Raw genomic sequence first — 13,214 nt, 5'->3', positions numbered from 1 at the left:
GAACCCACCGATGACCGTCGGCATCATCATCGCGGTCATCGGGTCGCTGTCCTTCGCGGCGGCCTCGGTGCTGCAGGCGCTCGGTGCGGAACGGGTGGCACAGCGGGCGAGCCGGCGACAGGCCGAGCGGCAGGCGCATCCGTCGCTGCGATCCACGGCGGCCACGATGCTGACGGTGCCGTTCCTGATCGGCTTCGTGTTCGACATCGTCGGGTTCGTCGCGACGATCCTGTCCGCGCGCCTCATCCCGCTGTTCCTGTCGCAGACCATCATCTCCGCGCGGCTCGTCGCCACCGCGATACTCGCTCTCATCGTGCTGAAAGTGCCACTGCGGCGGCGTGATTGGATCGCCGGTTCAGTGGTCGTCGCGGCCCTGGTGGTGCTGGCCGTCGCCGCGGGCCGCGAAGGCGTCGACGACCATCGGTGGATGCACTGGCTGACGCTGATCGGCGGGCCCGCACTCGTGGTGCTCGGTGTGGTGGTCATGCGCGTCATACGCAAACACATCGCCGCGGTGACCGGTCTCATCGCGGGCGCGGTCTTCGGTGTGATGGCCGTGGCGTCCCGGGTGCTCGACGGCGTCGATCCGCTGAACCTCGGCGTGCTGTTCACCGACCCCGCGCTCTACGGCCTGCTGCTGAGCGGTATCGGCGGCTTCTACCTGTTCACCGTTGCGCTGCAAACGGGTTCGGTCAACGGCGCCGCCGCGGCACTGGTCGTCGGGCAGACCGTGCTCCCCGGTGCGATCGGCATCATGTTCCTCGGCGACGCCACTCGCGCGGGCTGGGGTCCGGTGGCGATCGTGGCCTTCGTCGCGGCCGTCGGCGGTGGCGTCGCACTCGCGTCGTCGAGCGCGGTCCGCACGGTCGACGAAGCCGACGCGACCAATGCGCCCTACGGGTACGGGCACCCTCCGCGCGAACTCCACTGATCCTTCGCGCGCCCTCGTCTCGTTGGCGCGACCTCGGCCGAAGTCGCAGGAACGAGGTGAGGTCGCGGGAAAGCGATCTACGAACTCACGCCGCGAAGGTAGGCGGTGACGATCGGTACGAGCGGGGCATCCATACCCATGATGGTGCGCTGGAACACCAGGGCGTCGGTGAGGGCGATGAGTTCTTCGACGCGGGCATCGGTGTCGGAAAGCCCTGTGCGCCTGAGGAAATCGGCTGTGACCTGACGGCTGATGGAGTGCACGTCGGATTGGGTCGTCAGTTGATCGCGCAGGGCCGGGACGTCGTCGAGTTCCAGGATGAGTGCGTAGCGGGCACGCATGTCGTCGTGGCGGGCGGCCAGGGTCTCGACGAGTGTGGTGATGACGGCGGAGAGTTCGTCGATGTCGGGTGCGTGGTCGCCGGGGAACGCCGCGGTGAGTGAATCGGCGGCGGCGGTGGCGTCGGTGACGGCACGGGTGGCCAGGTCGCCGACGATCAGTTCGAGGAGAGCGCGTCGGCTCTTCGCGTGATACGACGTCGAGCCCTCGGGCAGGTTCGCCTCCCGGTCGACGGCGCGGTGCGTCAGGGCGCGCACGCCGTCGCGGGAGATGATCCGGATGGCGCTCGCGGCGATGAGCCCGCGACGATCGGCGCCTGCTCGGGTGGACACGACCCGATGCTACAGGTGTAGAGTCCGAATGAAACGCTACAGCTGTAGAGGGACCGTCGAAGCGAGGTGACTCCGATGCAGGTCGATGCCGTGCCCGATCCGGGTCTGTATCCGTTCCGGTCGAGGTGGTTCGATTCCTCGGCGGGCCGGATCCACTACGTCGACGAAGGACACGGACCTGCGATTCTCTTCTGCCACGGCGCGCCCACATGGAGTTTTCTGTACCGCCACCTGATGCAGGCGCTACGCGACCACTATCGGTGCATCGCCGTCGACATGCCGGGTTTCGGACTGTCGGAGCGTCCGAACGGGTTCGGGTACACGATCGCCGAGCAGATTCCGGTGATGGGCGAGATCATCGACCATCTCGATCTCGACGGGTTCATCGTGATGGGACACGATTGGGGTGGTCCGGTCGGACTCGGCGCGGCCGTGGAGCGGGCCGACCGGGTGGCCGGAATCGTGGTGGGCAACACCGTGTTCTGGCCCGTCGACCCGCTCGCGAACCGGATGTTCAGCGTGATCATGGGCAGCGCTCCGATGCGGCGGCGCATCCTCGAACGGAATCTGCTCGTCGAGAAACTGGTGATCGGCACGCTGGGCCGGGTGTTGTCGGAGGCCGAGGCCGACCAGTATCGACTGGTGCAGCCCGACGCCGAGGCCCGGGTGGCGCTCGCGGTCATGCCCGGCGAGATCCGCGCGGCCCGCGACGTGCTGTCCCGGCTCGCCGACGAAGTGCCGGCACGACTCGGCGGCACCCGTGCGCTCGCCGTATGGGGTATGCGCGACAAGGTGTTTCGGCCGAAGGAGTGTCTGCCGCGCATTCGTGCCGCCTTCGGCGACCTCGAGATCGTGGAACTGCCGCGGGCCGGACACTTCATCCCGGAGGAGTCTCCGTCGGAGATCGTCGCGGCGATCGGTGCGCGCTTCTCGCGTGTCTGAGCGTGTGCCGACATACTGGTCCGGTGATCTTCGGCATCGTGGCCGCGGTGGTGGCCGCTCTCGCATACGGCACGGCCTCGGTGCTGCAGGCGCGCGGTGCGCGCACGGCGGAGCGCGCCGAGGATGCGGGGCGGTCGCCGTCCCTGCGGTCGACCGTCGCGGCGGTCCTCACCGGGTGGTTCCTGGCCGGCTTGTGTCTTGACGCCCTGGGTTTTCTGAGCGCACTGGTTTCGGCACGCCTGACGCCGCTGTTTCTCTCGCAGACGGTGATCAGCGCCAACCTCGTGGTCACCGCGATACTCGCGACGCTGGTGCTGGGAACCCGGCTGTCCGTCCGGGATCGAGTGGCGATCGGTGTGGTTGTCGTGGCCCTGGTGGCCTTGGCGTTCGCAGCGGGTGGGGAGGGGCATCAGGGTAAACACGAGACGCTGCGCTGGACGATTCTGCTCGTCGCGATCGGCGTCTTCCTCCTCGCCGTTGCGCTGATTCAGGTGCTGGGCAACAGAATCGCGGTCGGCGCGGGTCTGGCGGCCGGGGCACTGTTCGGCATGCTCGCCATCGGTGTCCGCATCGCCGACGGTCTGAGCCCCTTCGACCCGGGCGCGTTGCTCACCGATCCGGCCGCGTACGCGATCGTGGTCGGTGGGGTCGGCGGCTTCTATCTCTTCACCGTTGCTCTGCAGACCGGCTCGGCTCCCGCGGCGTCGGCGGCAATCGTGGTGGGGGAGACAGTGGTTCCGGGAGCGGTGGGCATCGCGGTGCTCGGTGATACGACACGTGAGGGCTGGGGGCCGGTGGCCGTGGTGGCGTTCGCGGCCGCGGTGATCGGTGCGATTGTCATCGCCAGCTCACCGACGGTCATCGGCATCGAAAGTGCCGACTGAGAAAGAGAATTCGAGCGGGGTCGCCACCGGAGCGGTGCGGAGGGGTCTGGCATCGCTCCGGTGACCCCCGGACCGGCGCATCAGGAGTGAGAGCCAGGTGATGCGCCGAGGTCAACCTTGTGAGACGTAACAGTTCCACATTGCGGTGAAACCTAACACGGTCGTGCGGCCGTGGGCAATGATCGCTAGCGAGGCTAGTTATCGGCGCTCGGCAGTCCCCGGGACACCGCGAGCGCGGTGATCACGCGGACCAGCATGGTGACCACCGTGTCCTGCGACGGCCGAGGCGACGAGGTCGCCCACACATGACCGGCCTCGGTCAGGGCGCCGATGAACGCGGCCGCCTCGTACTGGAAGCCGAACTCCGAGTCGTCGAAATCGTCGGCGAACAGGGCGGCCGCCGCCGCGAAGAACTCGATCCAGCGTCCCCGTGTTTCGGCCCGCCGTTCCTCGACACGCGCACTCACACCGGCGACCTCGATGAACGCCACCCGCATGCGCCTCGGATCCGAAGCGACGGAATCGAAGAAGGCCGAGATGCCGGGACGCGCCCGCGCCTCGACGCCCTGGTCGAGTGGGCCCGCCTGGAATGCCGAGAGCACCGCTGTCCGCGCGTGCTCGTGGATCAGGTCATAGACCGCGAGCAGCAGGTCCTCGCGGGTGTCGAACTGCTCGTAGAACTGTCGCCGCGACAACCCGGCCTCGGCGCAGATCGCCGAGATGGTCGCCTCCCGATATCCCGCGGTGCCGATGACCTGCAGTCCCGCGTCGAGGAATCGACGCCGGCGATCCAGGCGGCGCTCCTGCACCGACTGGCCGCGATATGAGCGCGCACCATCGAGGGAATCATCAGTCGGGTTCGGGGGCACCATGATCCGGCCGGACGATCAGGTCTCGAGTCGGGAGGCGCGCAGCTCATGCCCCTTGGAGGTGAGGCACCGGCCGGTCGGCAGATCCCACTGCCAGCCGTGCAGGTTGCAGGTCAGCTTCTCGCCCTCGATGACGCCGAACTTGGAGAGATCCGCCTTCAGGTGCGGGCACCGGCGCTGAATCTCCCAGCCGTCCTTGACGATCGAGGCCGAGTCGTCGTGAGCCTCGGAGAACCAGCCGTCGGCGTAGGCGATTCGCTCATCCGTCAGGCACTTGAAGAAGGTGTACAGGAACTCGTTGTACCCGCCGATGCGCCACGTGGTGAACCGGGTGGACAGGAAGATCGTGTTGACCCAGTCCGGTTCTTCGTCGCGGAGGACGGTCCGCACGATCTCGGTCGGGATCCGGAAGCCGTAGCGGTATTTGCCTTCTCCCTCCTTCGGTTCGCGCACAATGCGATTCGGGAAATCGAGGACGACGGTCTCGGTCTCGTCCGTGGTGTCCTTGCCGGTACTGCCCGGCGTCATCACCAGTCCGACGGGATAGCCGATGCCGTCGCATATCAGATCGGACTGCGCCATGATCGGTTCGAAGAGTTCCTTGAGGGCGGGCAACAGAGGTTCACCCTCGGCGGGCGCCCAGCCCTCCTTCTCGGCGGCGATCACCGGCGCGAACTTCTCCTTCATCCGCTCCAGGTACGCCTGCTTGTTCTCACCGAAAACCTCATGGGGCGCATAGGGATGCGTGACCTCGTCCAGCGACGATCCGGTGAACTCGGCGACCGATCCGGAGACCATCATCAGGCCGCGATGCTTCTCGCCGTCGTCGGTGCCGTGCAGCCGCATCTGCTCCAGGAAGGTCTCCTGATCCGGGAAGATCGACGTGACATCGCCGGGGCGCGCGTTGTCGCCGCCCTCGATGCCGGACCCGAAGTCGTTGAGCGAGAACAGGTCCTCGTCGAGGAACATCGGCGGACCGGCCGACGGAACCACCCAGGTCGCGCCGACCTGCTCGATGTACGAGCGTGCGCGATCCATGCCGCGCTGCCGCTTCTGGGCCGCGAAGTTGGCCTTCGACTTGCGGGGGATGTCGTACACCATCGGATACCAAATGGCGCCCGAGTACTGCAGCAGATGCACGTCGACATGACCGAACTGCTCCTCGATGACATCGAGGTCGATGGGTCGCGCATCGTTCATGTTGAAGCAGGTGGTCTCGCCGTCGGAAACGATCAGGCCGCTGTCGCCGATCGGGCCGTCGGCCGGGGCCCGCAACGCGATGATCATCACGTCGAGCGAACCCTTCTCATTGGTGACCGTGGTCTTCACCGAATCGGTGGTCTCCACGAACTTGTGGAAGCCGAGGGCCTCGAGTTCACGCTTCAGATCCGGCACCGGATAGTCGGGCAGCAGGACCGTCGCGTCCTTGTTCACGTTCTCACGCAGGTTCTGCTCGTCGAAGTGATCACGGTGCAGATGCGAGACGTACAGATAGTCGCAATCGCCGAGCTTCTTCCAGTCCAGTTCCGAGTTGTCCGGAAACGGCACCCACGAGGCGAAGTAGGCGGGATTGGTCCACGGATCGCAGAGGATGGATCCGGCGCTGGTCTGGATGTGGAAACCGGCATGACCGATGCTGGTGATCTGCACGGACGGGCCTTTCGTTGATCAGTGCGTGCGGGGCGTTGGGGCGTCACCCGCTCACCCACCAATCTAGCGGGCAGGGACGTGTGACTTTGGTCCTGGCCCTGGGCGGAACCCGCGTCCGGGTGCACGCATTCGGCTCATCGGGCCGGCGTGACGCCGACGGGCCCGGCGCGATTGCATCGATCGGTCGACCCCGGGCCGATGACCCGCACCGCTAAGCTCGACGCCATGGAACCCGTCTACGACACCGTGATCGGCGCGGCCCGGCTGCTCTGGCTGGCCGAAGGACTGAAATTCAAGGTCTCGGGCGTCGAGAACGTACCGGATCACGGACCCGGCGTGGTGGCGCTCAACCACACGGGCTACCTCGACTTCACCTATGCGGGCATCCCGGCCTTCCTCAAGGGCCGCAAGGTTCGGTTCATGGCGAAGAAGGAAGTCTTCGACAACAAGATCACCGGGCCGATCATGCGGTCCCTCAAACACATCCCGGTGGACCGCGGCAATGGCGCGCAGAGCTATCACGATGCCGTCGACTATCTGAAGCGCGGCGAACTCGTGGGCGTCTACCCGGAGGCCACCATCAGCCGCAGCTTCGAGCTGAAGGAGTTCAAATCGGGTGCGGCGCGGATGGCGCTGGAGGCGAACGCCCCGATCATCCCGACGGTCATCTGGGGTGCCCAGCGAGTATGGACGAAGGGGCATCCGAAACAGTTGGGCCGCACGGGCTACACGATCATGATCGGTGTCGCCGAGCCGGTGCTGCCGGAGGGGGACGCGGAGACCATCACCGCGAAGCTTCATGAGGTCATGACCGCCAAACTCCACGAGTTGCAGGACGCCTACGGCGCGCACCCGCAGGGCGAGTTCTGGGTGCCTGCCCGGCTCGGTGGCTCGGCGCCGACTCTCGAGGAAGCCAATCGGATGGATGCCGAGGAACAGGCCGCGAAGCGTGCCGCCCGGGAGGCCCGTCGCGCCGAGGAAGCGTAGTCTCGACACGCTCGACCAGCGGAGGGACAAGCTCGGGTAGCGGCCGACGGCTCGTCCCGCACAGTGAAGAGGCAGCCCATGGAACCGGTGTATCGCACCCTGGAGTTCATCGCGAACGGTCTCGTGCGTGCTCAGGCCGTCGACCTGAGCTATTCGGGTCTGGAGAACATTCCGGCCACCGGCGGCGCGGTCCTCACCATCAACCACACCGGCTATGTGGACTTTCTCCCGGCGGCGCTCGGCCTGTATCGAGCCGGACGCCGGACGCGGTTCATGATCAAGTCCGAGGTCATGGATGTCGCGATCATGCGATTCCTGGTGAACCACACCAAAACCGTGCCGGTGGATCGTTCGGCGGGAGCCGAGGCCTTCCGAGCGGCGGTCGACCGGCTTCGGGAGGGCGAGATCGTCGCGGTCTATCCGGAGGCGACCATCAGTCGCAGCTTCGAGTTGAAGGACTTCAAATCCGGCGCGGTCCGGATGGCCGCCGAGGCAGGCGTGCCGATCGTCCCGGCGATCGTGTGGGGCGCTCACCGTCAGTGGACCAAGGGCGACGTCACCCGACGCATGGGGCGGGCCCACATTCCCGTCGAGGTCCGGTACGGTTCGCCGCTGCACGTGTCGGCCGGCGAGAATCCGGAGACCGCGACGGCACGCCTGCGCGAGGCCATGACGATGCTCCTGCATCAGGTGCAGGACGACTACGGTGAGCATCCCGCAGGCGAGCCGTGGGTTCCGTCGCGGCTCGGGGGCTCGGCCCCGACCCCGGAGGAAGCCCACGTCATCGAGGACGCCGAGGCGCAGCGCAAGGCGGCGGCCCGCGCCGCGAAAGCTGCCAAGAGTTCACCGAAATCGCCACCGGCACAAGGAGACAGGTGATGAGTTCCGAGCCCGACTACGTCGGCAGGCATCGACGGCCCGCACCCGCGATCACGCCGTCGACGAACCGCCGTCGGGTCGGTGTGATCGCGCCCGACCGGCCGACTCTCATCGCCTCCGACGTCGACGGCACCCTGATCGACGACGACAACAAGGTCACCGCCCGCACGCGTGCCGCCATCGACACCGCCGCCGGAGTGGGTGTGGAACTGGTGCTCGCCACCGGACGTCCCCCACGGTGGATTCACGAGATCGCCGACCAGTTCGACGGCGAGGCCCGCATCCGATATGCGGTGTGCGCCAACGGTGCCATCCTGTACGACGTCGCCAACGATCATGTGATGCTGTCGTCGACGATCCATCCGGAGGCGCTGGGCACGCTCATCGAACGTGCGCAGCGGCAGTTGCCGGGATGCGGGCTCGCGGTGGAACGGGTGGGCCGGTCGGCACACGACACCGCCACGCCGGCCTTCGTCGCCAGCTCGGGATACGAGCACGCCTGGCTCAACCCGGATCACGTCGAAGTGTCCGACGACGACCTGGTGTCGCGTCCGGCGGTGAAACTCCTTGTGCGGCAACCGGGTATGCCGAGCAGCGAGATGGCCGCGAAGATGAACGAGGTCGTCGGCGCACTGGCTCAGGTCACTTACTCCACCGACAACGGGCTGATCGAATTGTCGGTGCCGCACACCCACAAGGCCTCCGGGCTGGAGGCCCTGATCGCGCTCGCTGACCTGGACGCCACCCGCACCATCGCCTTCGGCGACATGCCCAACGACGCCGAGATGCTCGCGTGGGCCGGACACGGGGTCGCGATGGGACACGGACATCAGGCCGCACTCGACGCGGCCGACGAGGTGACCGTCGGCAACAACGACGACGGTGTCGCCCGCGTCCTGGAGCGCTGGTTCCGCTAGCTGTACTGCCGGATCTCGATACGCTGCCTCGCCTTGCGGCTCGGTAGCTACTCGATCAGCGTCGACGGGTGACGGCCGTGGACTACTGGGCGGGTGCCGGCGGCGGTGCGGGAGCCGGGGGTGCCTGGCTGGGTGGTGGCGCGGGTGATGCCGGCGCAGGGGCGGGTGCCGCGGGTGGATTCGAGCCGCTCCCGGTGCCGGCCACCATCGCGCGGATCACGCCGAGCGCGGCCATGCCGTGCTCACCGGGGCAACTGGTGCTGTTGTAGTCGCGGTGTCCACTGATTGTCGGGAGATTGGTCATCGCGCCGGCCGGAAAACGGCTGGCGGTGAACGGTTCCGCACGTAGTTGGGCGGGCGCGGCCGGGTTGACGCCCGCCTTGTTCAGGCGCCACTTGAGGAAACGGGCCACCGAACCGGTCATCGCGGCGGTGGGCGCGACCTGATCGAGGTTGCCGATCATCGTGACACCGACGGTCTCCTTGTTGAATCCGCCCGTGTGGGTGGCCTCGACGTTGCGGTCCAGACCGCCGAAGGCCCCCTCGAAGATCTGCCCGTACTTGTCGACCAGCACGTTGTAGCCGATGTCGCACCAGTTCAGCGTTCGTGCGTGGTAGGCGTAGATGCCGCGCACGATCTCCGGTGACTGCTCGGGGGTGTAGTCGTTGCTGCCCGCCGTGTGGTGGACGATCGCGGCCTTCATCGACGGCGAGAACGTCGGTTGGGAGCAGCGGATCGATTCGTCGGCACCCCACTGGCTGCGCGCGACCACCTGCGGTCCACCGAGCAGCGGCGTCAGCAGCGACGATCCGAGCGACAGCAGGCTCTCCGGACTGATCAGTGTCGCCTTGACCGTCGACAATGCGGTGGTCAGCAATTTCTGGGCGATGCCACTGGCCGCGGAGACGCCGAGTTCGACGAGTCCGCCGCCCGGCGCTCCGTCGGCGGGAATGGCGGCGGGGAGCGCGATGCCGTCGCGGTCGGTCACGGCGACCTGTACCTCACGTGCGTCGCCGACCCACACCGGTTCGGTGCCCGCCGGTCGGTCGGCCGTGGGTTTGTGCGCGGCATCGATCGGCTCGAGCGTCGTCCAGTCGCCCCACATGCCGTCCGGACGCTTGGCGCGCATCCGCATGTCGGTCTCCAGCGGTCGATCCCAGGTGAACGCGATCATCTTCAACGGCTGGTCGCGCACGATGTGCTGCACGATCGCGCCCGCGGGTACGTCCCGTGAGCGTTTCTCCAGCTCCGGCAGCTGAACTCCGGCGGCGTCGAGGCCCGTCTCGGCGAGATCGGCGACGACGGCGGGGAGTGTGTCGAGGCCGAGTTGTTCGATACCGGTCTTCGGGAGGGTGCGGTGCTTGTCGGCCGGTCGCGGATGGAGGACGACCTCGGATGCGGGTGCGGCGATGAAGGGGGCGGCGACGATCGTCGCGGCCACGACGGCGAGGAACGCCGAGGGGCGCTTGGCGGCGCGGCCCGGGCGCACCGCTCGGGTCGGGAGATGAAGGCGCATGGTTCGCCATGGTGCTGTCGCGGATGTGCGGGTTCCACCACACGCGCCGCATGTCTGAAACTCGTGATGCGGTTGTTATCTCATGAGGTTGGTGTTGTGCGTGTTGATTAACTACTGTCACAACAGTCACATCAGTAACAGCAGCAACCGAGGAAAGGTTCCGACAGTGGTCAGAGCACGCCCACGGCACGCCCGGACCCGGAAACTGTCCTTCGCCGCCATCGGCCTCGCTCCCGCGCTCGTCGCCGGGGGACTGCTGGTGGTCGGTGGGTCGCATGAACAGACCCACTCCGACCGCGTGACTCTCTCTGCAGGACAAGAAATCACCCTCATCGGCCACGGCCACGGACATGGGCGTGGCATGGGCCAGTGGGGGGCGTACGGCTATGCCCGCAAGGGCTGGTCGGCGGATCAGATTCTGCGCCACTATTACGGCGGCACCACCGCGGGGAAGGTGGACAGGCCCGAGATCTCGGTGATTCTCACCAAGCAGAACTCGGTGAATGTGCACGCGGACGCCGGAATGCGAGTGGGTGGGCAGAACGTGGCTCCCGGACAGGCGGTCAGCCTGTCCGGGAACACGGCCACCATCACCAACGGCTGCGGTGGCGCCGCCGTCCGATCCGTCCCGGTCCCGGTGCCCTTCGTCGAGCCGCTCAGCGCGGCTCCGAGTCGCCCGGGCGGTGAATTCCTCAAGATGTGTGGCTCCAACACGGCCTTCCGTGGGGCGCTCGGCCTCGACGGTGGCCGGGTCGTCAACAAATTGCACATCGACGATTACGTCAAGGGCGTCATCCCGAGGGAGAGCGTGCCCGGTTGGGCCGACTCCGGTGGATTCGAGGCGCTCAAGGCTCAGGCCGTCGCGGCACGGACCTATGCGCTGGCCGCGCTCGCCGGCGGCAAGAAGATCGACGACACCCAGAACTCCCAGGTGTACGGCGGGGTCGCGGGCGAGGATCCGCGTACCAATCGTGCGGCCGATGCGACGAGCGGACGCATTCTGCTCCAGGCGGGCAAACCTGCCTTCACCGAATTCTCGGCCTCCACAGGAGGATTCACCGCGGGCGGTCGTTTCCCGGCCGTCGTCGACGAGGGTGACACCGCGTCCCCGAATCACAATTGGACCGCCACCGTGAGCGCGGGCAGTGCCGGTGCGGCCTTCGGCGTGGGCGCGCTGCGCAGTCTCGAGGTCGTCGAGGCCAACGGACTCGGCGCCGAGAACGGCCGGGCCATCAAGGTGCGTGCGGTCGGTTCCGGTGGCACCAAGGAGGTCACCGGGGAGCAGGCGCGCACCATGCTGCAACTCAAGTCGGCGTGGTTCGCGGTGCAGGGCCAGCGCACCAAGCCGAAGATCGTCAAACCGCCGACCGGCGCGGGTGCCGGATCGCTGCCGGATCTGGGCAGCCTGATGAGCATCCCGGAACGACTGCTCCCCGGATCGTCGGAACTGCTGAACATCGCGACGCAGGCGCTGAACGGGAAATACGACCAGCTCGGCGGTCTGGCCGGGCCCCTCGGCCAGGCGATCGGCGTACCGACACTGACGCCCGACGGCAAGGGCGTGGTGCAACTGTTCCAGCGGGGCCTGATGCTCTTCAGCCAGCAGACCGGCGCACATGCGCTCGCGGGCCGTGGACTGGCGAACTACATGGCGCGCGGCGGCCAGCCCGTCGTCGGTTTCCCGAAGGCCGACCGGCTGCGCTGACGCCACGACGACCGTGTGTCGTCAGTAGCTGAACGTCGTCGCGCCGTCGCCGATCCACTCCCACAGAGGGATCGAGCCGCCGACCGTGGCGCCGTCGATGAGCGGCTGATCATCGAGTCCTTTGGCGGCGAAGCAGATAGGGCAGACCAGCATCTGCCCGCCGGCTTTCCGGTAGCGCTCGACGAGGTCCCCCAGGGGCGGACACCCGGCGCAGGCGGTTGCCGACGCGATCCCCGGGATGGCGAGTCGGACGGCCTCCTTGGTGAGGAACATCATCGTCGCGCGGCCGGATTCGGCGGCCCCGATGGCGACGAGGAAGGCCACGGTGACGCGTTCGGCATCCTCGAGTCCGGTCGTCAGCGAGATGGCGGCGCGGAGAGTGGTGGTGTCGGTCATGATCGGCCTCCGATGGGTCCGTGGGAATGTTGCTTCGATCACACTCCGTGGCGCCGGTCCGGTCACTCCACGATTTGTAGTGATCGGACCGGCGCGCGGGACTACCGTCGAAACATGGGCGTTTACCAGCAGTTCTGTCCCGTGGCGAAGACCGCGGAATTGATCTGCGACCGCTGGATGCCGCTGATCCTGCGAGAGCTGATGTGTGGCAGCACCAGATTCGGGGAAATCGCCAACGGCGTGCCTCACATCTCGCCGACGCTGCTCACCAAACGTCTCCGCCAGTTGACGGTCGCCGGGGTGATCACCCGGAATTGCAGCGATGCGACAATCCACTACGTCCTGACCCCTGCCGGCTGGGAACTGTTCCCGATCATCGAGGCGATGGGGACATGGGGTCAGCGCTGGGTGCGCAGTAGCTATACGCCCGACGAGCTCGATCCGTCGTTCCTCATGTGGGACATGCGCCGTCATCTCCAGCCAACCGGTCTGGCCGACGGGCCGACCGTCATCGAGCTGCGCCTGTCGGCGCCGGGAGCGGACCGAGTGGCGATGGCGATGTCGACGTTCTGGTTGGTGGTCGACGAGCAGATCGAACTGTGCATGCTCGACCCGGGCCGGGACGTCGACATGCTGATCACCGCGGATCTACGCGCTCTGACGATGGTGTGGATGGGCGACATCCCGATGAGCCGGGCGATCGCCGACGGACTCATCGGGCTGCTCGGGCCGGCGCACCTGGTGGCGGCGTTTCCCGGCTGGCTGGGCCGCCATCCGGTTCTGGGCGGGATCGGACCCGCCACTGCTCTGTCCTCACCGGCATGAACTCTGCCGTGATAGGCACACACGCTGCCCGCGCGGGAAACA

At 67.2% G+C, this 13,214-nt stretch carries 13 protein-coding genes; 8 read left to right on the top strand and 5 right to left on the bottom strand.

Features of this window, described 5'->3' with window-relative positions; genetic code table 11:
* Positions 1 to 10: 10 nt before the first annotated feature.
* A complete protein-coding gene (locus tag AC4JJG_RS16085; protein WP_495398447.1) occupies positions 11 to 931 on the top strand; it encodes an EamA/RhaT family transporter in 921 nt (306 codons plus the stop codon).
* Positions 932 to 1,008: 77 nt separating this feature from the next.
* Here AC4JJG_RS16085 and AC4JJG_RS16080 read toward each other — a convergent pair whose 3' ends face one another.
* On the bottom strand, positions 1,009 to 1,602 hold the full coding sequence (locus AC4JJG_RS16080; RefSeq protein WP_495398449.1) for a TetR/AcrR family transcriptional regulator: 594 nt from the start codon (positions 1,600 to 1,602) through the stop codon (positions 1,009 to 1,011).
* A 75-nt stretch (positions 1,603 to 1,677) separates the two neighbouring features.
* Here AC4JJG_RS16080 and AC4JJG_RS16075 point away from each other — a divergent pair, with 75 nt between their 5' ends.
* Positions 1,678 to 2,544 carry an alpha/beta fold hydrolase gene (locus AC4JJG_RS16075; protein ID WP_495398451.1) on the top strand — a complete coding sequence of 289 codons (867 nt, stop codon included), beginning with the start codon at positions 1,678 to 1,680 and terminating at the stop codon, positions 2,542 to 2,544.
* A 23-nt stretch (positions 2,545 to 2,567) separates the two neighbouring features.
* Complete coding sequence (locus AC4JJG_RS16070) at positions 2,568 to 3,428, top strand: hypothetical protein (RefSeq protein WP_495398453.1); 861 nt, start codon at positions 2,568 to 2,570, stop codon at positions 3,426 to 3,428.
* 194 nt (positions 3,429 to 3,622) lie between these two features.
* Here AC4JJG_RS16070 and AC4JJG_RS16065 read toward each other — a convergent pair whose 3' ends face one another.
* Together AC4JJG_RS16065 and AC4JJG_RS16060 are read right to left on the bottom strand one after the other, a co-directional pair.
* A complete protein-coding gene (locus tag AC4JJG_RS16065; RefSeq protein WP_495398454.1) occupies positions 3,623 to 4,300 on the bottom strand; it encodes a TetR/AcrR family transcriptional regulator in 678 nt (225 codons plus the stop codon).
* 15 nt (positions 4,301 to 4,315) lie between these two features.
* A complete protein-coding gene (locus AC4JJG_RS16060; RefSeq protein WP_495398455.1) occupies positions 4,316 to 5,947 on the bottom strand; it encodes a Rieske 2Fe-2S domain-containing protein in 1,632 nt (543 codons plus the stop codon).
* 225 nt (positions 5,948 to 6,172) lie between these two features.
* Here AC4JJG_RS16060 and AC4JJG_RS16055 point away from each other — a divergent pair, with 225 nt between their 5' ends.
* From AC4JJG_RS16055 to AC4JJG_RS16045, 3 genes are all read left to right on the top strand, one after another.
* Complete coding sequence (locus tag AC4JJG_RS16055) at positions 6,173 to 6,934, top strand: lysophospholipid acyltransferase family protein (RefSeq protein WP_495399573.1); 762 nt, start codon at positions 6,173 to 6,175, stop codon at positions 6,932 to 6,934.
* A gap of 78 nt (positions 6,935 to 7,012) precedes the next feature.
* The gene (locus AC4JJG_RS16050; protein ID WP_495398456.1) at positions 7,013 to 7,813 is read left to right on the top strand and encodes a lysophospholipid acyltransferase family protein; all 801 of its coding nucleotides are present in this window, start codon (positions 7,013 to 7,015) and stop codon (positions 7,811 to 7,813) included.
* The gene (locus AC4JJG_RS16045) at positions 7,813 to 8,730 is read left to right on the top strand and encodes an HAD family hydrolase (RefSeq protein ID WP_495398457.1); all 918 of its coding nucleotides are present in this window, start codon (positions 7,813 to 7,815) and stop codon (positions 8,728 to 8,730) included. The genes AC4JJG_RS16050 and AC4JJG_RS16045 overlap by 1 nt, the downstream gene beginning before the upstream one ends.
* Positions 8,731 to 8,812: 82 nt before the next feature.
* On the opposite strand, the gene AC4JJG_RS16040 is transcribed toward AC4JJG_RS16045, so the two are convergent.
* On the bottom strand, positions 8,813 to 10,246 hold the full coding sequence (locus AC4JJG_RS16040) for a peptidoglycan recognition protein family protein (protein WP_495398458.1): 1,434 nt from the start codon (positions 10,244 to 10,246) through the stop codon (positions 8,813 to 8,815).
* Positions 10,247 to 10,412: 166 nt separating this feature from the next.
* Here AC4JJG_RS16040 and AC4JJG_RS16035 point away from each other — a divergent pair, with 166 nt between their 5' ends.
* Positions 10,413 to 11,951: a SpoIID/LytB domain-containing protein gene (locus AC4JJG_RS16035; RefSeq protein WP_495398459.1), complete on the top strand. Its 1,539-nt coding sequence runs from the start codon at positions 10,413 to 10,415 to the stop codon at positions 11,949 to 11,951.
* 21 nt (positions 11,952 to 11,972) lie between these two features.
* On the opposite strand, the gene AC4JJG_RS16030 is transcribed toward AC4JJG_RS16035, so the two are convergent.
* A complete protein-coding gene (locus tag AC4JJG_RS16030; RefSeq protein WP_495398460.1) occupies positions 11,973 to 12,347 on the bottom strand; it encodes a DsrE family protein in 375 nt (124 codons plus the stop codon).
* Between the two features lie 114 nt (positions 12,348 to 12,461).
* Here AC4JJG_RS16030 and AC4JJG_RS16025 point away from each other — a divergent pair, with 114 nt between their 5' ends.
* Complete coding sequence (locus tag AC4JJG_RS16025; protein ID WP_495398461.1) at positions 12,462 to 13,172, top strand: winged helix-turn-helix transcriptional regulator; 711 nt, start codon at positions 12,462 to 12,464, stop codon at positions 13,170 to 13,172.
* Positions 13,173 to 13,214 lie beyond the last annotated feature (42 nt).

The sequence above is a fragment of the Gordonia sp. B8661-1 genome (assembly GCF_059427765.1).
This window is presented reverse-complemented; position numbering and strand designations above follow the sequence as displayed.

Coding starts and splice junctions, on each gene's coding strand:
- AC4JJG_RS16085 (WP_495398447.1), top strand. CDS start 11: ATGACCGTCGGCATCATCATCGCGGTCATCGGGTCGCTGTCCTTCGCG.
- AC4JJG_RS16075 (WP_495398451.1), top strand. CDS start 1,678: ATGCAGGTCGATGCCGTGCCCGATCCGGGTCTGTATCCGTTCCGGTCG.
- AC4JJG_RS16065 (WP_495398454.1), bottom strand. CDS start 4,300: ATGGTGCCCCCGAACCCGACTGATGATTCCCTCGATGGTGCGCGCTCA.
- AC4JJG_RS16055 (WP_495399573.1), top strand. CDS start 6,173: ATGGAACCCGTCTACGACACCGTGATCGGCGCGGCCCGGCTGCTCTGG.
- AC4JJG_RS16050 (WP_495398456.1), top strand. CDS start 7,013: ATGGAACCGGTGTATCGCACCCTGGAGTTCATCGCGAACGGTCTCGTG.
- AC4JJG_RS16045 (WP_495398457.1), top strand. CDS start 7,813: ATGAGTTCCGAGCCCGACTACGTCGGCAGGCATCGACGGCCCGCACCC.
- AC4JJG_RS16040 (WP_495398458.1), bottom strand. CDS start 10,246: ATGCGCCTTCATCTCCCGACCCGAGCGGTGCGCCCGGGCCGCGCCGCC.
- AC4JJG_RS16030 (WP_495398460.1), bottom strand. CDS start 12,347: ATGACCGACACCACCACTCTCCGCGCCGCCATCTCGCTGACGACCGGA.
- AC4JJG_RS16025 (WP_495398461.1), top strand. CDS start 12,462: ATGGGCGTTTACCAGCAGTTCTGTCCCGTGGCGAAGACCGCGGAATTG.